Genomic DNA, 19,437 nt, shown 5'->3' with positions numbered 1-19,437 from the left:
CGCGGCAGATGCGATCAAGCATCTGCACGCACCACCCCGCGCTCTTCCAGCAAGCGCACAAACATGCTCAAACTGCGCGACACCGTGCCCCGCCGCCACACCAGCCAGGTGGTCAGATAACGAAAGTCCGCCGCCAATGGCCAGACGCTGACGGTCGCACTGCCGGGCATGCTCTGGAGCATTTTGCGCGGCATCAAGGCCAGCCCGGCACCCGCACTGACACAGGCGAGCATGCCGTGGTACGACTCCATTTCGAAGATCTTGCCCGGGACCGCCGCGTCGGTGCTGAACCATTTTTCAAAGTGGTGACGGTAGGAGCAGTTGGAGCGGAAGGCATAAATGTTCTCGCCGTTTACGTCCGCTGCGCGCTCGACGGGGGCGTGATTGATCGGGGCGATGATGACCATTTCTTCCTCGAACGCCGGCACGCCTTCCAGCGTCGGATGCAGCACCGGGCCGTCGACAAACGCTGCGGCCAGGCGCCCGGAGAGCACGCCGTCGATCATTGTGCCGGACGGCCCAGTGGACAGGTCGAGGTCGACTTTCGGGTGCAACTGATTGTACGCCGCCAGCAATTCGGGAATGCGCACCGCCGCCGTACTTTCCAGCGAACCCAAGGGAAAAGCGCCCTGCGGTTCCTCCCCCGCCACCGTCGCCCGCGCCTCTTGCACCAGATCGAGAATGCGCCGTGCATATTCGAGAAAACTCCACCCCGCCGGCGACAGACGCAAACGGCTTTTCTCGCGAATAAACAGATCAACACCCAGATCCTGCTCAAGCTGTTTGATCCGCGTGGTCAGGTTCGACGGCACGCGATGGATCTGCGCCGCGGCGGCGCTGATGCTGCCGTGCTCGGCAACCGCTTTGAAGATTTCCAGCTGCACCAGATCCATAGTCATTCTCCATTCGTGAAAGAAACGATCTTTATTATTCAGTTTCCAGAAAAAAAACACCACCCTACTCTAGACTCATCCGACGAACCTGCAGGACGAAGCCATGAGCCAGATTTCCAGCCAGACCCACGCCATCTCGATCAACCCCGCCACCGGCGAGCAGATCGGCCACTACGCGTTTGAATCCGCCGCCGCCCTCGACGCCGCGCTGACCCGCGCAGCTTTCGGCTTCGGCAAATGGAAGCGCAAGCCGTTGCAGGATCGCTCGCGCTTGTTGACCGCGCTGGCCGCTGCGCTGCGTGAAACCAGCGATGCCATGGCGACGATGATCACCCAGGAAATGGGCAAGCCCATTGCTCAGGCCCGTGGCGAAATCGAAAAATGCGCCAAGCTCTGCGAGTGGTACGCCGAGAATGGCCCGGCGATGCTCGACGCTGAGCCGACCCAGGTTGAAGGCGGCAAGGCGCGCATCGAGTACCGTCCGCTCGGCCCGATCCTCGCGGTCATGCCGTGGAACTTCCCGATCTGGCAAGTGCTGCGCGGTGCCGTTCCGGCGTTGATCGCTGGCAACACTTACGTGCTCAAACATGCGCCGAACGTGATGGGCAGCGCCTATCTGTTGCGCGATGCCTTCACCCGCGCCGGTTTCGCCGAAGGTGTTTTTGAGGTGATCAACGTCACTCCGGAAGGCGTTTCCACGGCCATCGCTGACCCGCGCATTGCCGCCGTGACCCTGACCGGCAGCGTACGTGCCGGCATGGCCATCGGCGCTCAGGCCGGTGCCGCATTGAAAAAATGCGTGCTGGAACTCGGCGGCTCCGATCCGTTTATCGTGCTCAACGACGCCGATCTGGATGAAGCAGTGCAAGCCGCTGTGATCGGTCGCTACCAGAACTCCGGCCAGGTTTGCGCCGCCGCAAAACGCCTGATCATCGAAGAAGGTGTGGTCGAGGAATTTACCCGCAAGTTCGTCGAGGCTACGCGTAAGTTGAAGGTCGGCGATCCATTGTCCGCCGAGACCTACATTGGCCCGATGGCGCGTTTCGACCTGCGTGATGAACTCGACCAGCAAGTGCGCGACACCCTGGAAGAAGGCGCCACCTTGCTGCTCGGCGGCGGCAAGCCAGAAGGCCCGGGCAACTACTACGAGCCGACCGTACTGGCCGATGTCACCGACCGCATGACCTCGTTCAAACAGGAACTGTTCGGCCCGGTCGCTTCGATCATCACCGCCCGCGATTGCGCGCATGCTGTGGCCCTGGCCAATGACAGCGAGTTCGGCCTGACCGCAACCATTTACACCGCCAACGTGGCACTGGCGCAGCAACTGACCAGCGAACTGGACACCGGCGGCGTTTTCATCAACGGCTACTCCGCCAGCGATCCACGGGTGACCTTTGGCGGCGTGAAGAAGAGTGGCTTCGGTCGTGAGCTGTCGCACTTCGGCGTGCGCGAATTCTGCAACGCGCAGACCGTGTGGCTGGATCGCAAATAACCCAGACACCGGAAAAACCTGTGGGAGCGAGCCTGCTCGCGATAGCGGTGCATCAAGCGATGAAGATGCTGAATGCACCGGCCCCATCGCTGGCAAGCCAGCTCCCACAATGACTGCGGTGTAACCACTGATGCTGCAGACACCCTGGAACCCTGTGGGAGCTGGCTTGCCAGCGATCGCGGTGCATCTGTCGAGGTTTATGCCAACTGATAGTCCGCTTTCGCGAGCAGGCTCGCTCCCACATTGGGTTTATGCGGCAGCCTGTTGTGGCTCTGTGACGCTGCGATCCTTGCTCAACAACCCCAGCACCACCGCCGCCGACACCAGCGTGATGACCGTCAGGATGTGCAGCAGATACTGGAATGCTGACGCATACCCTTCCACCAGACGCCCGTTGGCCAGCCCCGGAACAGTATTGATCGCATGCGCCATATCACCCGTAGTCACCCGGTGCGCGGTCTCGGCAATCAGCGACGCCTCGGCACTGCCTGTCACCGCGTGTACGGCACCCGACAGATCAGCGTGAAGCAATGACGCCAGCATCGCCGCGACAATCGCCAATGCAATCCCCTCACCCGCCACTCGCACGGTGCTGAAGATGCCCGCCGCCATGCCTGCGCGCTCTTTTGGCACGACACTGACCGACAAACCATCCATCAGCCCCCACGGCAAACCGGCGCCAATGCCGATCAGCAGCATCGGCACCACCAGCGCAAATTTCGCGTCACCGACGTTGTACAGACTCAGCCAATGCAGGCCCACGGCAGCAATCAGGAACCCCGCGCCAGACAAGATGCCAGCGGAAACAAAACGCGCCAACGAGGCTGCCAGCATCGGCACCACCAGCATCGGTGCGGACAACGCCAGTAGCAGCAGACCGGCATCGATTTCGCTCAAGCCCTCAACGCCGATGAAGCGCAGCGGCAACATCACCACCAGCACGATGTAGCAGAAACACGTGCCGATCGGCAGCATCTGCACGCCAATGAATCGCGGATAACGGAACAGGGTCAGATCGAGCATCGGCCGTTCGACACGCGTTTCGACGATCACAAAAGCTGCCAGCAACAACGCCGAAGCGCCTAATAAAGTGATCACCAAAGGACTGTCCCAACCACTGTCCGGCGCCTGGATCAGGCCAAACGTGAACAACGCCAGCATTGCGCTGAACAGCAGCGTGCCCGGCCAGTCCAGCCCCTTGGCATCGGGGTCGCGGGTTTCGCGCATGCGCGGCAGACCGAAGACCATCGCAATCATGCCGATCAACGCGGTAAAGACAAAAATCGCCCGCCAGTTGAAAGCCTCGATCAGCGCACCCGCCACCAACGGCCCGAAGGCCAGACCAATGCCGAACGTCGTGCCAAGCACGCTGTAAGCGCGAGTCCGGGCATGCCCTTCGAACTCTTGCGCCAACGCCGCCGAACCGCTGGCCAGCGCCGCCGCCCCAGCCACACCTTGTACGGCGCGCAACACATCCAGCCAGAACACCGACGGCGCCAGACTCTGCGCAAACGAGGCAGCGGTGAACAGCAACATGCCGAAGGTGAACAGGCGTTTGCGTCCGTAAACATCAGCCAATGCGCCGGCGGCCATCAGCAAACTGCCGAACGTCAACATGAACGCGTTGGTGATCCAGGTCAGCGCCACCGGGCTGCCGCCCAGATCGCGACCAATGGCCGGTGTCGCCACCGCACCGCCGGTAAAACTGAGGGGCAGGACCAGAGCCGAGAGGCACACGGCCGCGAGTATGAGCAACTTGTCGCGCGTTCCGTGCGGCTGGGTCATAGCGTTCATCATTCCATCCCTTGAGCAATCAAAAAGCTGCGTCGCGCAGCGAATAAGGCGCGAAATACACAGAAAAATCCACCGAAGTTTGCGCACGAAAGAGATGAGAGCGAGCAACCTCGCTCTCACAGCTCAGGCGTTCAGTTGGCGAAGTCGGTGGACAGCGCCAGCTCATTCCACTCGGCCAACTCCTGCGCCACCAACCGATTCTTCGCCTCGATCCGCGCCACCGTATCGCTGCCCAGCGCCAGGCGCAGCGGCGGGGTCGGTGCATTGACCAGCGCCAGCATCGCCTCGGCAAACTTCTGCGGATCACCCGGTTGCGCATGGTTGGCCGCCTCGGCGAACGCACGCATCTTGCCAACGGTTTCGTCATAGTCCGCCAGCTCAAGCCGGGTTTTGATCAGCGACTGTTCATCAAGGAAATCCGTGCGGAAGAAGCCCGGCTCGACCACCGTGGCTTGAATGCCCAGCGGCGCCAGTTCCTGATGCAATGCTTCGGTGATGCCTTCGACGGCAAATTTGGTCGAGCCGTAAACGCCCCAGCCCATGTACGCCTGATAACCACCGATCGACGAGATGTTGATCACCCGACCACTGCGTTGCGCCCGCATATGCGGCAACACCGCGCGGGTGACGTTGAGCAGGCCGAACACATTGGTCGCGAACAAGCGCTCGGTCTCGCTGGCGCTGGTTTCTTCGACGGCGCCGAGCACACCAAAACCGGCGTTGTTGATCAGCACATCGATACGGCCAAAACGCTTGATTCCTTCAGCAACCGCTTGGTGCGCTTCTTCCTCGCGGGTGACGTCGAGGCGCACCGCCAGCAGGTTCGGTTGCTCGCCGAGGCGGTCAGTGATGTCTTGCGGGTTGCGCGCGGTAGCGATGACCGCGTCACCGGAACGCAAGGCCTGCTCGGCGATGAGAATGCCAAAACCACGGGAAGCGCCAGTAATGAACCAGGTACGCATAACAACTTCTCCTGTTAGAAACCCTGACATGGGTGCCGGGCCTGTTTGATAAGTTGAAGCGACTTTAAAGCCATGCTACTGATGCGATAATCCCAACAATTTTTCATGACTTTGTGAAAGGCATTCACAGATGAAATCACCTTCGGCGGCGGATCTCAGCGTTTTCCTGTGCACCGCGCAGCACCTGAACTTCAGCAAAGCGGCCATCGAACTCGGCCTGAGCCCCTCCGCTCTTAGCCATTCAGTGAAGGCGCTGGAAAATCGCCTGGGCGTGCGTCTGTTCAATCGCACCACCCGCAGCGTGGCGTTGACCGAGGCTGGCGAGCGCCTGTACGCGCGATTGAAACCGGCCTTTCGCGACATCGACGATGCGCTGGAAGACCTCAACCATTTCCGCGACAAACCCTCGGGTAATTTGCGCATCACCTGCGGGCGGCAAGCCGGCGAATTGGTGTTGCTGCCGATTGCCAGTGAGTTTTTGCAGGTGTATCCGGACATTCGTCTGGAAGTGGTCGAGAGCGATGCGCTGCTGGATATCGTCGCCAATGGATTCGATGCCGGCGTGCGCTTCGGCGATCGCCTGGAGGCCGACATGGTGTCGCTGCCGATTGGCCCGACAATGCGTTCAGTGGTGGTCGGCTCACCGGCGTTTTTCCAACGCCACGCGGCGCCACAAAAGCCTGAGGACCTGCACGGACTGCCGTGCATCCGCCACCGCTACCCCAGCGGTTCGATGTACCGCTGGGAGCTTGAGCGCGGTGGCATTGCCCAGGAAATCGAAGTCAACGGCCCGCTGACCCTCGGCGATGTCAGCCTGATGGTCGGGCCCGCGCTGCAAGGGCTTGGTCTGGCTTATGTGTTCGAAGACATGGTCAGCGAACACCTGGCCAGCGGGCGGCTGCTGCAAGTGCTGGGAGACTGGTGCCCGCACTATCCGGGTCTGCACCTGTACTACCCGAGCCGCCGTCATGTGCCGGCAGCGCTGAAGGCGTTTATCGACTTCGTGCGCAACCGGCACTAGCGCTTACAGGTACTTCAGCCAGGCGATGTCGCGGCGACGGGCCTTCAACGCCGAGAACCAGCGCACCGCCGGGAACAGCGCAATCGCCAGAAAAACGGCCGCCAGCCAGATCGCCGCCACTGACGAAAAACCGAAATAGCTGCCCTGATTCAGCCCGAACAGGGCCACGCCGATCAGGTACAACACCTTCAACGCGTACAGATGCAGCAGGTAGAAAAACATCGGTGCCGAACCGAAAACGGTTAGCCAGCGAATCCAGCGACGATCCTGTAACCGCTCGAACGCCAGTAGCAGCAACAGCCCGACGCTCACCGTCAGTGCGATAAACAGCAACGACGGTGGGTACTTGGTGATGTTGAAAAAACTCATCAGGGTTTGCAGCAGCGTGTCACCCACGGCCCATGGTTTCTCGCCATAACCGTTGATCAACCGCAACCCGACAAAACCCAGCAGTCCGGCGCTACCCGCAATCAGCAGATGCTGTTGACGAAACCCCGCTTCAACGCCGCGAGCAAACCACGGCCCCAGTGCATAACCGAGACCGATCACACCAATCCACGGCAACAACGGATAGGAGGTACGCAAACGCAGGTTGTCGCTGACGTCGATCCAGCCGCGATCATGCAAAATCGCCCACGGCACATGCAGCGCCGACTCCACTGGAAAATGCACGGCGTCGAGCAGGTTGTGCCCGGCAATGATCATCAGGCTCAACGTCAGCAACAGCCAGCGCGGCAGCCAGACCAACAGCGACAAGGCGATCATGCTCAAGCCGATCGCCCAGATCACTTGCAGATAAATCACGCTCGGCGGCAACTGGAACGTCCATGCGAAGTTCACTAGCGTGAATTCCAGCACCACCAGAAACAGACCGCGCTTGAACAGAAACGCACTGACATCGGCCTTGCCCGCGTACTTTTCACCGAACAACCACGCCGACAACCCGGTCAGCAAGACAAACACCGGCGCGCACAGATGCGCCAGAGTGCGGCTGAAAAACAGTGCCGGCTCGGTGCTGGCAATGTCCATCGGGTCACTGACCTGGCGGTGCAGCAAAAAGGTTTCGCGCACGTGATCCAGCAGCATGAACAGAATCACCAAGCCTCTGAGGGCGTCAATGGACAGCCGCCGGCCAGTGGTCAATGGGGCAGAACGAGGGAGCACAATCGTCATAAGCGTTTCGCAATCGAAAGGAAAACAACAGGGGCCACAAGGGCTACCCCTTAAAATTTGCGTTACCTTATAACATCAAAAAACAAAATCCAAACCCGGATCGACCGCGATATTCGGAAAAAACCCAGCTGATCGCGCCGCGCCATTTGCCCAATAGCCTCAGGCTTCTATAGTGATCAGGTCTCCCTTGCCCTTGCGGCCTGCTGTCGAGCGTTGTCCATGGTCAACACCGAACACCTGATCATTTGCGAGCACTGCGACTGCGTGTACGAAAAAGCCGTGCTGGCCAAACACCAGAAAACCTTGTGCGTGCGCTGCGGCGGCGTCCTCCAGCGTTTCAACGGTCTGAGCGTCGAACAGCGTTTGGCCCTGACATTCACGGCGGCGATGCTGTGGCTGTTCGCCAACTTCTATCCGGTGATGAGCATCAGCCTCAAAGGCCTGAAAAACAGTGCGACGCTGTGGGATTCGGTGCTGGCGCTGAGTCAGGGACCGATCACCTTCATGGCGATGGTCGCGGCGATTTCGATCATCATTGCCCCGGCGTTTCAACTGGTGCTGCTGGTCTGGGTGCTGAGCTTCGCGTTGTCCTCCCGACGCGCGCCGGGCTTCAAGCTGTGCATGCGCTGGCTGGAAACTCTGCGGCCGTGGAGCATGCTCGAAGTGTGCCTGCTGGGGGCGATGGTGGCGGTGTTCAAACTGGCCGGATTGCTCGACGTGTTGCCCGGCATCGGCCTGTTCGCGCTGGCCGTGCTGAGCTTGATGATGATCAGGATTGCCGGCCGCGACATCCGCGACCTCTGGGACATTTTATGAAACGGCCACCGACCGCCAGCGAACTCAATCTGTGCCTGTGCCACAGCTGCGGACTGGCCTGCGACATGACTGACGAGCCGCACGAGTGCCCGCGTTGCGATGCGCCGCTGCACCGACGCAAGACCAACTCACTGACCCGTACCTGGGCCTACATGCTCGCGGCGCTGGCGTTTTACGTGCCGGCCAATCTGCTGCCAGTGATGAACACCACCATGCTCGGCAGCGGCGCCGACAGCACGATCATGAGTGGTGTACTGGAGTTCTGGGAGCACGGCGCGTGGGACATCGCCCTGATCATTTTCATCGCCAGTATCGCCGTGCCGGGAGTCAAGTTCGTCGCCCTCACGCTGCTGCTGATGACCGTACAACGCGACAGCGCCTGGGCGCGCAAAGAACGTTCGAAGCTGTACCGCTTCGTCGAGCTGATCGGCTATTGGTCGATGCTCGACGTGCTGGTGGTGGCGCTGGTCGCAGCATTGGTGAAGTTTCAGGCGCTGGGCGATATCGAACCACGACCGGGCATTCTGTTTTTCGGCCTGGTCGTGGTGTTTACCATGCTCGCGGCGATGAGTTTCGATCCGCGCCTGATCTGGGACAAGGACACGGGCGACACCCTCAGCGACGCTGAACCTCAAGCAACACCTGCAACGGATGACGCAGTGCCTGATCCGACTGGCGCTTGACCTGACTGCGGCACGAATAACCGGTCGCCAGTGCTTCGCCCTGCTCCGCCGGCGCGTCGACCTGACGGGCCCACGACTGCTCGTAGATCACCGCCGAGGTCTGGCGATTGCGCGCCTCGTGGCCGTAAGTGCCGGACATGCCGCAGCAACCGGTGGATTGTGTGGCCAGCTTCAAACCAGCACGTTCGAACACCTGCTCCCACTGTCGGGTCGCGGCCGGGGCGTTGGTTTTCTCGGTGCAATGGGCGAGCAGTCGGAACGTTACGGTTTTATCCTGCGCCACCTGCTCCGGCATCACCTTGAGCAACCACTCCTGCACCAGCGCCACTTCCGGGCATTGCTGCATACCGGGGACTTTCAGGTATTCCTGGCGATACACCAGCGTCATCGCCGGATCGAGGCCCAACAACGGCACGCCCACATCGGCCAATTCGCGCAACTGTCGGGCATTGCGCAGTGCCGCGCGGTTGAACGCCGAGAGGAAGCCCTGCACATGCAATGGCTTGCCGTTGGCGCTGAACGGTGCGAGATACACCTGATAGCCAAGGCGCGAAATCAGCTCGACCAGATCGGCCAACAGTGGCGCTTCGAAGTAGCGCGTAAAGGCGTCCTGCACGATGACCACGCTGCGCTCGCGTTGCGCCTCGGTCAGCGCCGACAGAGTCGACACCGTCGCCGGTTGCACCTGCCAACGGCGCATCGCCGCATGGAAATCAAAACGACTGAGTAACGGCACGTCGATCATGCCACCGACCCGTTCCAAGCTGCTGCGAACAAATGAAGCGCCCATCAAGCCGTTGTACAGCGCCGGAATCCGCGCCATGTACGGAATGCTGTATTCCAGCGAAGCAATCAGATAATCGCGCGCCGGACGCAGATAACGGCTGTGATACAGCTCGAGAAAGCGCGAACGAAACTCCGGCACATTGACCTTCACGGGGCACTGCCCTGCGCAGGATTTGCACGCCAGGCAGCCGGCCATGGCGTCGTAGACTTCATGGGAGAAGTCTTCGGCCTGCGTACGGCTGTTGCGCCAGCGCTGCCACAAGGTGCTGAAAAAGGCAGGCTTGCGAATGGCATCGGACAACACGTCGACACCCGCCTCGCCCTGCAAACGCAGCCACTCGCGAATCAACGAGGCGCGGCCCTTGGGCGATTGCGCACGCTCGCGGGTGGCTTTCCACGACGGGCACATCGCATCGTCAGGGTCGAAGTTGTAGCAGGCGCCGTTGCCGTTGCAATGCATGGCGGCGCCGTAGTCCTGCCAGACTTTTTCGTCGATCTGCCGATCCAGTTCACCGCGCAAAGTCACTTCGTCGATTTTCAGCAGCGCCGCGCCGGTGTTCGCCGGGGTGGCAATTTTGCCCGGGTTGAACTGGTTGAACGGGTCGAACGCGGCTTTCAAGGCTTGCAGGGCCGGATACAGCTCACCGAAAAATGCCGGCGCGTATTCCGAGCGCAAGCCTTTGCCATGCTCGCCCCACAGCAGGCCGCCGTAACGTTGGGTCAGTGCCGCAACGCCGTCGGATACCGGACGCACCAGCGCCGCTTGCTGCGGGTCTTTCATGTCGAGGATCGGCCGCACGTGCAGCACGCCTGCATCGACATGACCGAACATGCCGTACTGCAAACCGTGGCTGTCGAGCAGGTCGCGCAACTCGGCGATGTACTCGGCCAGGTGCTGCGGTGGCACCGCAGTGTCTTCGACAAACGGTTGCGGGCGCGCTTCACCGGCGACGTTGCCGAGCAGGCCTACCGCACGTTTGCGCATGCCGTAGACTTTGTTCACCGCTGCGTGGCCGACCGCCAGCGTGTGGCCCAAACGCTCAACCGTGCGGTCGCTGCTCAAGTGTTCGACGAATGCTTCGACCCGGCGCTGCAAATCCTCCGGATCGTCGCCGCAGAACTCCACCAGATTGATGCCCAAGGTCGGGCGCTCGGCGCTTTCCGGGAAATACTCGGCGACTCCGTGCCAGACAATGTCCTGCATCGCCAGCAGCAAGACTTTCGAGTCGACGGTTTCGATCGACAACGGTTTGAGCGCCATCAAGGCGCGGGCGTCGCGCAACGCGTCCATGAACCCGGCGTAGCGGATGTTCACCAACATCGTGTGTTTGGGGATCGGCAACACGTTCAGACGCGCCTCGACGACAAACCCCAGCGAGCCTTCAGCACCGCACAGCACGCTGTTGAGGTTGAAACGGTTATCCGCCTCACGCAGATGCGCCAGGTCATAACCGGTCAAGCAGCGGTTGAGATCGGGGAAACGCTCTTTGATCAGCTCGCCCTGTTCATCAATGATCTGCCGCGCGCAACGGTAGACTTCACCGACGCGATCGTCGCGGGCGCACAGTGCTTCAAGTTCACTCTCTTCCAGTGGCTGGCCGTGCAGGCGCTCGCCACCGCGCAAAATCATGTCGAGTTCGAGCACATGGTCGCGGGTCTTGCCGTAGGTGCAACTGCCCTGGCCACTGGCATCAGTGTTGATCATGCCGCCGATGGTGGCGCGGTTGGAGGTCGACAGTTCCGGGGCGAAAAACAGCCCGGCGGATTTCAGCGCAGCGTTGAGCTGATCCTTGACCACCCCGGCCTGCACGCGCACCCAGCGCTCCTCAACATTGATTTCGAGGATGCGGTTCATGTGCCGCGACAGGTCGACGACGATGCCATCGGTCAGCGATTGGCCGTTGGTGCCGGTGCCACCGCCGCGAGGGGTGATCACTACTTGCTGGTACGCCGGTTCGGCGATCAGTCGTGCGACCCGTGCCACGTCATCGGCATCCATCGGAAACACCGCGGCTTGCGGCAGGCGCTGATAGATCGAGTTGTCGGTCGCCAGCACCACGCGGCTGGCGTAATCGGCGCTGATTTCACCGCGAAAACCGCTGTTCTTCAGGGCGTTGAGGAACTGTTGGTAATCGCTGGTCAGGACTTTCGCGGGGGACAGCTGGGCAATCATCGGTCAGGTTATCTCGGTCAAATCGGGCCGTGTGGCGGTGAACAGTTGTACGCAACGAATGATTGCGTCAGGCTCCGCCATCTCATGGTGCCCATGTTCATTGCTGGCGAACGCCGGGACAACCGTAAATTCGACCCGCTATTGATGACTTTTACGAATGAATCCGCGCACGCTCACCCCTTCCATGTCGTTATTGCTGGCTTTCGAGGCCGCCGCGCGCCACGAAAGCTACACCCGCGCCGCCCATGAACTGTCGCTGACGCAGAGTGCGGTCAGCCGTCAGGTGCAGATTCTCGAGAAAATGCTCGGCATGCGTTTGTTCAGCCGCGAAGGCCGGCAAGTGGTACTGACCGATGTCGGACGGATGTATCAACGCGAACTCGCCGAAGCGCTCGGGCAGATTCGCAGCGCGACGTTGCAGGCCATGGCATTTGGTTCGGGCATTCACAGTTTGCGCCTGGCGACGCTGCCGACCTTCGGCTCGAAATGGTTGCTGCCGAGACTCAAGGACTTCTATACCGCGCACCCGGGCATGACCGTGCATCTGCATTCGCGGATCGAAGCAATCGACTTCGATACCAGCGAAATCGATGCAGCGATCTGTGTTGGCGGCGGTGACTGGCCGGGATTGACCGCCCTGCCCCTGCATACCGAAGAATTGCTAGTGATCGCCAGTGCGCAGTTGTCCGACGCCGAACGCGATGACGCCCAACAGCACATCGCCGGGCAACTGCTGCTCAATGTCAGCAGCAATGCTCAGGCCTGGGCGGAGTGGTTCAGTCATCACGGCTTGCCGCACCGCAGCATGCGCATCGGCCCGAGTTTTGAAATGACCTCGCACTTGATTCAAGCGGTGCGGGCCAATATTGGCGTGGGGCTGGTGCCGCGAATTCTGGTCGAAGATGAGTTGTTGAATGGTGAACTGCTGCAACTGGGTGAACCAATTACCAGTCGCCGCAGCTATTACCTGGTGTATCCGCCGCGAAATGAGAATTTGCCATCGCTGAAAGCGTTTCGGGATTGGCTGCTAGAAACGTTGTAACCATGAGGACGCCAATCGCGAGCAGGCTCACTCCTACAGTTGGAATGCGTTTCCCTGTAGGAGTGAGCCTGCTCGCGATGGCGTCAATTCAGACACCTCAAAATCTCGGCTTGATCGCCCTCCAATCCGGCTTGTAACGCTGCATCTGCCGCACATCATCACGCTGGCGAATCCCGCACGTCAGGTACTGATCATGCAGCTTGCCCAACTGATCATGGTCCAACTCCAGCCCAAGCCCCGGCGCCCGAGTGATCTTCACGCAGCCATCGACAATCGGCAGTTTGCCGCCCTTGATCACTTCTTCGTCCGGTTCCTGCCACGGGTAATGGGTGTCACAGGCGTAATCCAGATTCGGCACCGCCGCCGCGACATGCGCCATCGCCATCAGGCTGATGCCCAGGTGCGAATTGGAGTGCATCGACACACCAACGCCGAATACATCGCACATCTTCGCCAGCGTTTGCGTGTCGCGCAGGCCGCCCCAGTAATGGTGGTCAGCAAGGACGATCTGCACGCTGTTCTGCGCAACGCTGCGACGGAACTCGGCGAAATCGGTGACCACCATGTTGGTCGCCAGCGGCAGACCAGTGCGCTTGTGCAGTTCGGCCATGCCGTCGAGGCCCGGGGTCGGGTCTTCGTAATATTGCAGATCATCGCCGAGCAATTCGGCCATGCGAATCGAGGTTTCCAGTGACCAGTTGCCATTCGGATCGATGCGCAGCGGGTAGCCGGGAAAGGCTTTTTTCAGCGCCTTGATGCACGCCACTTCATGCTCCGGCGGCAACGTACCGGCCTTGAGCTTGATGCTCTTGAAGCCGTACGCCTCGATCATCCGCGCAGCTTGCGCAACAATCTGTTGTTCGCTGAGTGCTTCGCCCCAGTTGTCCGGTTTATAGGGCGAATCGACATGCTGCGCGTACTTGAAGAACAGATAGGCGCTGAACGGTACCTCATCGCGAATCGCGCCGCCGAGCAGGTCCACCAGCGGCACATTCAGGTAATGCGCCTGCAAATCGAGGAAAGCCACTTCGAACGCCGAATAGGCATTGCTCACCGCTTTACTGGCGTGGGAACCGGGGGCCAGTTCGGCACCGGCGAGACTGGCAGGTTTGTTCGCGGCAACGGTCGCCTGGACGATGGCGCGCAACTGGTTGAGATTGAACGGGTCGAGGCCGATCAGTTGCGCCTGCAATTGCTGCTGGATCGCCAGCGCCGGGGCATCGCCATAACTTTCGCCGAGGCCGATGTAGCCGTTGTCGCTTTCGATCTCGATGATCGAGCGCAAGGCGAAGGGTTCATGAATGCCGCTGGCGTTGAGCAGCGGCGGATCACGGAAGGCAATCGGGGTCACGGTGACTCGGGTGATTTTCAAGATAACGCTCCTGACAGATCAACAATCAATTCAATGGCTCGCGGCCGGGCTGGCCGTCACAACAACGGCGGTCTCGTCATGGGGCTTTGCCAGGGATTTACCCTTGGCACCCGGCGCGGTGCGGGCGAAAAAGATCACCACCGCAGCGATCAGCGATGTCGCCGCCAGGCCATATAGTCCGCCCTCGATGGAGCCAGTGGTTTCTTCGAGGAAGCCGAACGCCGTCGGCGCAACGAAGCCGCCGAGGTTGCCGATGGAGTTGATCAGCGCTATCACCGCAGCGGCGATACGCGCATCCAGATAGCTTTGCGGAATCGGCCAGAACAACGCCGACGCAGCCTTGAAGCCGATGGCGGCGAAACAGATGGCAACGAAGGCGAAGATCGGCCCGCCAATGGTCGACATGAACATGCCGATCGCCGCGATCACCAGCGTCAGCGCCACCCACGCCTGCTGGAATTTCCACTTGCCGGCCATCGCCGCAAAACCGTACATGGCGACAATCGAAATGATCCATGGGATCGAATTAAGCAGGCCAACCTGAAAGTCGCCGAGATTGCCCATTTTCTTGATCATGCTCGGCAGCCAGAACGTCGCGCCGTAAATGGTCAGGGCAATGGAAAAGTAGATGAAGCAGAACAGCGCAATCTGCCGGTCCGCCAACAACTTGAACATCGACGGCTTGGCTACCTGTACCGCCTCACGAGCGCGCTGCTCCTCGGCAATCGCCGCCACCAGCGCTTCGCGTTCCTCTTCGCTCAACCACTTGGCCTGACGCGGATGCGATTGCAGCCAGAACCATACGAATGCGCATAGCACCACCGACGCCGCGCCTTCGATCAGGAACATCCACTGCCAGCCATGCAGGCCCAGACCGCTGATATGCAGCAGCGCACCGGACACCGGGCCGGAGATCACCGAAGCAATCGCCGAACCGCTGAGAAACACTGCCATGGTCTTGCCGCGCTCGGAAGCCGGCAGCCACTGGGTGAAGTAATAAATGATCCCCGGAAAGAATCCCGCCTCGGCCGCGCCGAGAATAAAGCGCAGCACATAGAAACTGGTTTCACCTCTGACGAACGCCATGGCCATGGCAGCGGCACCCCAGGTGAACATGATCCGCGTCAGCCAGACTCGCGCGCCGTAACGTTGCAGAAGCATGTTGGACGGCACTTCGAACAGCGCATAGCCAACGAAGAACAATCCGGCGCCGAGGCCGTAAGCCGCCGCGCCGATGCCCAGATCGGTTTCCATGTGACTGCGCACGAAACCGATGTTGACCCGATCGATGTAGTTGACGATGAACATCACCACGAACAGTGGCAGCACGTGGCGCTTGACCTTGGCGGCGGCACGGGCGAGAACCGTGACGTCCAGCGGACTCTGGAGGGTTTTCAAGGGGCGACTCCCGATCTTGTTTTTTTAGGGATGGCGTAAAGCGATGGGCCGATCATGGACGGCGATCATTGATCCCGTCTAATCTAACTTGGCATTCGATTGATACCTGGATTAGATCAATGTTCGAATTGACCCAACTGCGCTGCTTCACCACCGTCGCCACCGAACTCAACTTTCGCCGCGCCGCCGAACGGCTGAACATGACGCAGCCGCCGCTGAGCCGGCAGATCCAGTTGCTCGAACATCACCTCGGCGTCGAGCTGTTCACCCGCAGCACCCGCAGCGTCGCGCTGACCGCCGCCGGCCGTGCTTTTTTCATCGAAGCCCAGAACCTGCTGGAACGCGCGCAGCAAGCGGCAGTCACCGCCCGGCGGTTTGCCGAAGGCGACATTGGTTCGGTGAACATCAGTTTTGTCGGCAGCGCGGTGTATGAGTTTTTGCCCAAGGTGATCGCCGAGGCGCGACTGAAACAGCCGCAGGTGAAAATCGATCTGACGGAGATGAACACTTACCAGCAGCACGAAGCCCTGCGCGCGCGTCGCATCGATCTGGGCATCGCCCGTGCGCCATTATTGGAGCCGGGCTACGCGACTGAATGCCTGGTGCGCGAGCCGTTTGTGCTGGCAGTGCCGAGCGGTCATCCCTTGGCGACGGCGGCTGAAGTGGCGGTCAGTGACCTGGATAAACAACCGTTCCTGATGTATTCACACGCAGCTTATCCGCCGTTCAACGAATTGCTGACCGGCATGCTGCGCTCAGCGCGGGTTGCGCCGGATTACGTGCAGTGGCTGGGCTCGTCGCTGACGATTCTGGCACTGGTCAATGCGGGCATGGGCTTGGCGCTGGTGCCGCGTTGCGCCACCAGTGTGGTGTTCAAAAATGTAGTGTTTCGCGATATCGATTTGGGCGAAGGGGTGCAGAGCGAGCTGCATCTGATCTGGCGGGAAAACAATGACAACCCGGCGTTCGCGATGTTGCTGGAAGCGATTCGCCGGGCGGTGGCTGAGGGTTGGGGCTGATGAAAACTAGCTCTTCAAGGGTGGTGGAGCGCTCGGTGCTCTGGGCTGAGCATTTGCCACTGGCTTGCCATCTTTCGTGTAACGACGCGCCACCCATTCTGGCATTGGTTGCGGTGCTCTGGCTGTCATAACGAAACCTCCGATTTCGGGCCGAATTCGACCCACTTGACCTTCCCGGAATCTATCAGCAAAAACTCAGCGCCAAAAGGCACTTCTGCCCCTTCCGCATCCAGCCAACAGGGATTCTGCATCACGAACTGGCCACTGCTGGATTCGGGCGGCCACTCCACGGGCCAGCCAAAAACGCGCCTTTCATCGTCCAAATGCAGTGTGACGAGACGATGGTGCTGGGCAAAAATGCTGAACCATTCGCTGGGATAGGAAGTTTGTTTCGTGACATTTCGACTACGTAACCAGCCATGCAATTTGTCATTCGTGGCCAGATAGCAGGAAAGCAACCCGAGCGTCACCGACACAACGAATGCCCATATTGTTTCGGCCTTTGCATCCCAACGTCCTACAGAAAAGCCTTTCGACCCCACCCACAGACAAATAGCCCCAATCCCCAGCACCGCTCCCTGAATCACAAACGTAAAAATCAGCGCCTGCACAATCTGCCCGAACGTATCCGGTCGCTTGAACGCCGTCAGCGAGTAAAAAATCCACGCAGACAAGAATCCGGGAATCAAGTACTGCAACAGCGGTATAACTTCTTTGACCAGATCATCCATGATCCGCGACTCCTTGAAAGACCGGCCGATCTGACTATCGACCGCCCCTTAAAAGCCTAGTGCACACGGAAAAAACCCTTCGTTCGCAACTGTCACCGTTCATTTCGCGAATCAAATCCACACCTTTCAGCCTCCAGGCAGCCAAAAAAAAGCAGAAACCGACGATACGGCTTCTGCTTTTTTTGCCCCTGCAGGCGTCGTTACAGGCAATCACGCACCGATTGGCGCAACGACCCGGACTTGGCCCAAGGCGGGCCCTGATACAATGAAACCCGACTGCCGTCCTTGTATTTGACGATGTCGAGAATCTCGTCCGCCGTGATGATGCTCGGCGCGGTGATGCGGTAGCCGTTGGAAATCGATGTCTGATAAGTCTTGGCTACATCCTTCTGCCACAACGGTAATAAACACGCAGCATAGTCTTTGGGCGACTTGGCGCTGGTTTTGCTGATATTCGGCTCACCCGGCACCAGCGACGCCGGCAACGAGCAGCCTGCCAACAGGGTCAACGCCAGACTCCCGATCCATATCCGCATGGTGTATTCCTGATCTGAAAAAAAGTGAATGTAGCGTGTAAGCGGCGCTACATCCATCGTGGCACCGCGCCCTCGGCGCAATCTGCACAACTTTTCACAACCGTTCAGCGTGCTGACGAACAGGCTTTGCCCATCGACGAAAAATGCGACTACTCTTTTCTACCGAGAATGTTCTGGAGGTGATCATGCGGCTCAATGAATACGAACACGAACTTCAACGCGACCTGCAAAGTGTTGCATCGGACTTGAGATGGTCGGCGGTCGACCTGAAACGTATCGCAGAACAACTGCGCAAATCCGGCAACGAGGCAGATGCGCAAAGCGTGCTGAGATCCTGTGAGGTGCTGCAAAGCGATGAAGAACGGCTGCAACTCTATGCCAGGGAAGTGAAAGCCCGCGCCATCAGCCGGACCAAGGTCCACTAAGCCACCCTCCCCCCAAAAAACAGAAGCCCCGACAATTGCCGGGGCTCTTTCATTACAGCCAGCCTGTCAGTGGGTTTTGTGACTTTGCGCGCGCGCCGAGCGTTTTTTGTAGCCAGGCAGGGCGGCGGCGTAGGCCAGCGCTTCCTCCCGGCTGCCAAACGACGCCAGCCGATCGCCCTGAGTACAAACCCGCCATGGGCCATTGTTCACGCTAAGCACGTCATAGCCGTTCATGTGCATCTTGTTCAACATCGGCATGCTCATGGACACCTCCATTTTTTGCTAACGGTCAGATCCAGCTTCACGCTTTTACCTTACACCTTGATTCGCACGAAATACCGACCGAGTGTCGCAAGCCGCGACAGTCACGGTGTCGGCACTTTTCGCCGCTGCGAACGCTCCAAACTTCAATGAAACCTTTGCCGCAGGCTTCGGCTCAAATATTGCAGTTTTATTTCTATTTTGTGTCAAGCGGTAAACAGGTAACAGATGAAAGTACGCGCAACCGTTATATGCGAGCAGGATCGCCACATTCTCCTGGTACGCAAACCCCACTGCCGCTGGACATTGCCCGGTGGCAAGGTCGAGCCCGGAGAAACGCGAGCGCAGGCCGCCGTACGTGAATTACAGGAAGAAACCGGCCTGGATGCTGACGCTGTGCTGTACCTGATGGAACTGCACAGCGGCAGCACGCAGCACCATGTCTACGAGGCGTCCGTGCCGGACTTTGAGCAAGTGCGCCCGCAAAACGAGATCATCGATTGCATCTGGCATCCGCTGGATTCAGTGCGCAATCTGCACACCAGCGAGGCGACGCTGCGCATCGTTCAAGCGTTCCAACGGCGTTTATGAGGCATTAGCCGGCGAAGGCTCGACGACCAGCGCTCATTTCGGTGCGTAATTCACCGATGAAATTGGAAATGTCACGGATCGTGACGAGGTGCTCCGGGGAAACGCCATTCAATAGTAATTCGACGCGTCCGCTGTCCGGCTCGTACACCTTGATTTGCAAAAGGCCTTGCGAACTCGGAATGCAATCGCACTTGAACGCAGGAAAGCCGGATTCGACAATCCGGCAGATATCGTCAATGGCAAGCATGAGTGAACGCCTCGCAGGC

19 protein-coding genes are annotated in these 19,437 nt (G+C 59.7%); 8 read left to right on the top strand and 11 right to left on the bottom strand.

The window, feature by feature from the left end:
• Positions 1–14 precede the first annotated feature (14 nt).
• Positions 15–893 (bottom strand): putrescine utilization regulator PtrR, encoded by an 879-nt coding sequence (gene ptrR, locus AC3IUF_RS12050; RefSeq protein WP_007910829.1) that lies wholly within the window; start codon positions 891–893, stop codon positions 15–17.
• A 103-nt stretch (positions 894–996) separates the two neighbouring features.
• On the opposite strand from ptrR, the gene AC3IUF_RS12045 reads away from it, so the two are divergent.
• Complete coding sequence (locus AC3IUF_RS12045) at positions 997–2,388, top strand: aldehyde dehydrogenase family protein (protein WP_095111491.1); 1,392 nt, start codon at positions 997–999, stop codon at positions 2,386–2,388.
• Positions 2,389–2,637: 249 nt separating this feature from the next.
• Here AC3IUF_RS12045 and AC3IUF_RS12040 read toward each other — a convergent pair whose 3' ends face one another.
• Positions 2,638–4,182 carry an MFS transporter gene (locus AC3IUF_RS12040; RefSeq protein ID WP_489281104.1) on the bottom strand — a complete coding sequence of 515 codons (1,545 nt, stop codon included), beginning with the start codon at positions 4,180–4,182 and terminating at the stop codon, positions 2,638–2,640.
• A gap of 131 nt (positions 4,183–4,313) precedes the next feature.
• Positions 4,314–5,144: an oxidoreductase gene (locus AC3IUF_RS12035; protein ID WP_489281103.1), complete on the bottom strand. Its 831-nt coding sequence runs from the start codon at positions 5,142–5,144 to the stop codon at positions 4,314–4,316.
• A gap of 130 nt (positions 5,145–5,274) precedes the next feature.
• Here AC3IUF_RS12035 and AC3IUF_RS12030 point away from each other — a divergent pair, with 130 nt between their 5' ends.
• Entirely contained in the window at positions 5,275–6,165 is an 891-nt protein-coding gene (locus AC3IUF_RS12030; protein ID WP_489281102.1) for a LysR family transcriptional regulator, read from the top strand.
• A 3-nt stretch (positions 6,166–6,168) separates the two neighbouring features.
• Here AC3IUF_RS12030 and AC3IUF_RS12025 read toward each other — a convergent pair whose 3' ends face one another.
• Positions 6,169–7,338 carry an acetyltransferase domain-containing protein gene (locus AC3IUF_RS12025; protein ID WP_489281101.1) on the bottom strand — a complete coding sequence of 390 codons (1,170 nt, stop codon included), beginning with the start codon at positions 7,336–7,338 and terminating at the stop codon, positions 6,169–6,171.
• Positions 7,339–7,557: 219 nt separating this feature from the next.
• Between AC3IUF_RS12025 and AC3IUF_RS12020 the strand changes: the two genes are divergently transcribed.
• Both AC3IUF_RS12020 and AC3IUF_RS12015 read left to right on the top strand, forming a co-directional pair.
• Positions 7,558–8,154 carry a paraquat-inducible protein A gene (locus tag AC3IUF_RS12020; RefSeq protein WP_007910822.1) on the top strand — a complete coding sequence of 199 codons (597 nt, stop codon included), beginning with the start codon at positions 7,558–7,560 and terminating at the stop codon, positions 8,152–8,154.
• Complete coding sequence (locus tag AC3IUF_RS12015; RefSeq protein WP_007910821.1) at positions 8,151–8,837, top strand: paraquat-inducible protein A; 687 nt, start codon at positions 8,151–8,153, stop codon at positions 8,835–8,837. The genes AC3IUF_RS12020 and AC3IUF_RS12015 overlap by 4 nt, the downstream gene beginning before the upstream one ends.
• Here the strand turns inward: AC3IUF_RS12015 and ydiJ are convergent.
• Positions 8,770–11,796, bottom strand: a complete 3,027-nt coding sequence (gene ydiJ, locus AC3IUF_RS12010) for a D-2-hydroxyglutarate dehydrogenase YdiJ (protein ID WP_489281100.1) — start codon at positions 11,794–11,796, stop codon at positions 8,770–8,772. The genes AC3IUF_RS12015 and ydiJ overlap by 68 nt on opposite strands.
• A gap of 157 nt (positions 11,797–11,953) precedes the next feature.
• Between ydiJ and AC3IUF_RS12005 the strand changes: the two genes are divergently transcribed.
• Positions 11,954–12,838, top strand: a complete 885-nt coding sequence (locus AC3IUF_RS12005; RefSeq protein ID WP_489281099.1) for a LysR substrate-binding domain-containing protein — start codon at positions 11,954–11,956, stop codon at positions 12,836–12,838.
• A 97-nt stretch (positions 12,839–12,935) separates the two neighbouring features.
• On the opposite strand, the gene AC3IUF_RS12000 is transcribed toward AC3IUF_RS12005, so the two are convergent.
• On the bottom strand, positions 12,936–14,210 hold the full coding sequence (locus AC3IUF_RS12000; protein WP_095111498.1) for a glucarate dehydratase family protein: 1,275 nt from the start codon (positions 14,208–14,210) through the stop codon (positions 12,936–12,938).
• Between the two features lie 30 nt (positions 14,211–14,240).
• Positions 14,241–15,608, bottom strand: coding sequence for an MFS transporter (locus AC3IUF_RS11995; protein WP_489281098.1), 1,368 nt, complete (start codon positions 15,606–15,608; stop codon positions 14,241–14,243).
• A gap of 119 nt (positions 15,609–15,727) precedes the next feature.
• Between AC3IUF_RS11995 and AC3IUF_RS11990 the strand changes: the two genes are divergently transcribed.
• Positions 15,728–16,627, top strand: a complete 900-nt coding sequence (locus tag AC3IUF_RS11990; RefSeq protein WP_095111500.1) for a LysR family transcriptional regulator — start codon at positions 15,728–15,730, stop codon at positions 16,625–16,627.
• A gap of 125 nt (positions 16,628–16,752) precedes the next feature.
• On the opposite strand, the gene AC3IUF_RS11985 is transcribed toward AC3IUF_RS11990, so the two are convergent.
• Positions 16,753–17,358 carry a DUF6338 family protein gene (locus AC3IUF_RS11985; RefSeq protein ID WP_489281097.1) on the bottom strand — a complete coding sequence of 202 codons (606 nt, stop codon included), beginning with the start codon at positions 17,356–17,358 and terminating at the stop codon, positions 16,753–16,755.
• 200 nt (positions 17,359–17,558) lie between these two features.
• The gene (locus AC3IUF_RS11980; RefSeq protein ID WP_007910806.1) at positions 17,559–17,894 is read right to left on the bottom strand and encodes a hypothetical protein; all 336 of its coding nucleotides are present in this window, start codon (positions 17,892–17,894) and stop codon (positions 17,559–17,561) included.
• Between the two features lie 185 nt (positions 17,895–18,079).
• On the opposite strand from AC3IUF_RS11980, the gene AC3IUF_RS11975 reads away from it, so the two are divergent.
• Positions 18,080–18,319 (top strand): hypothetical protein, encoded by a 240-nt coding sequence (locus tag AC3IUF_RS11975; protein WP_007910805.1) that lies wholly within the window; start codon positions 18,080–18,082, stop codon positions 18,317–18,319.
• 66 nt (positions 18,320–18,385) lie between these two features.
• Here the strand turns inward: AC3IUF_RS11975 and AC3IUF_RS11970 are convergent, their stop codons facing one another.
• Positions 18,386–18,583, bottom strand: a complete 198-nt coding sequence (locus AC3IUF_RS11970; protein ID WP_007910804.1) for a hypothetical protein — start codon at positions 18,581–18,583, stop codon at positions 18,386–18,388.
• A gap of 225 nt (positions 18,584–18,808) precedes the next feature.
• On the opposite strand from AC3IUF_RS11970, the gene AC3IUF_RS11965 reads away from it, so the two are divergent.
• Positions 18,809–19,171 carry an NUDIX hydrolase gene (locus AC3IUF_RS11965; RefSeq protein ID WP_489281096.1) on the top strand — a complete coding sequence of 121 codons (363 nt, stop codon included), beginning with the start codon at positions 18,809–18,811 and terminating at the stop codon, positions 19,169–19,171.
• A gap of 4 nt (positions 19,172–19,175) precedes the next feature.
• On the opposite strand, the gene AC3IUF_RS11960 is transcribed toward AC3IUF_RS11965, so the two are convergent.
• Positions 19,176–19,418, bottom strand: coding sequence for a DUF1652 domain-containing protein (locus AC3IUF_RS11960; protein ID WP_007910802.1), 243 nt, complete (start codon positions 19,416–19,418; stop codon positions 19,176–19,178).
• Positions 19,419–19,437 lie beyond the last annotated feature (19 nt).

This window comes from Pseudomonas sp. KH_040 (assembly GCF_057839305.1).
Note: the sequence above shows the minus strand (reverse complement) of the source record. Positions and strands in the feature narration are given on the sequence as shown.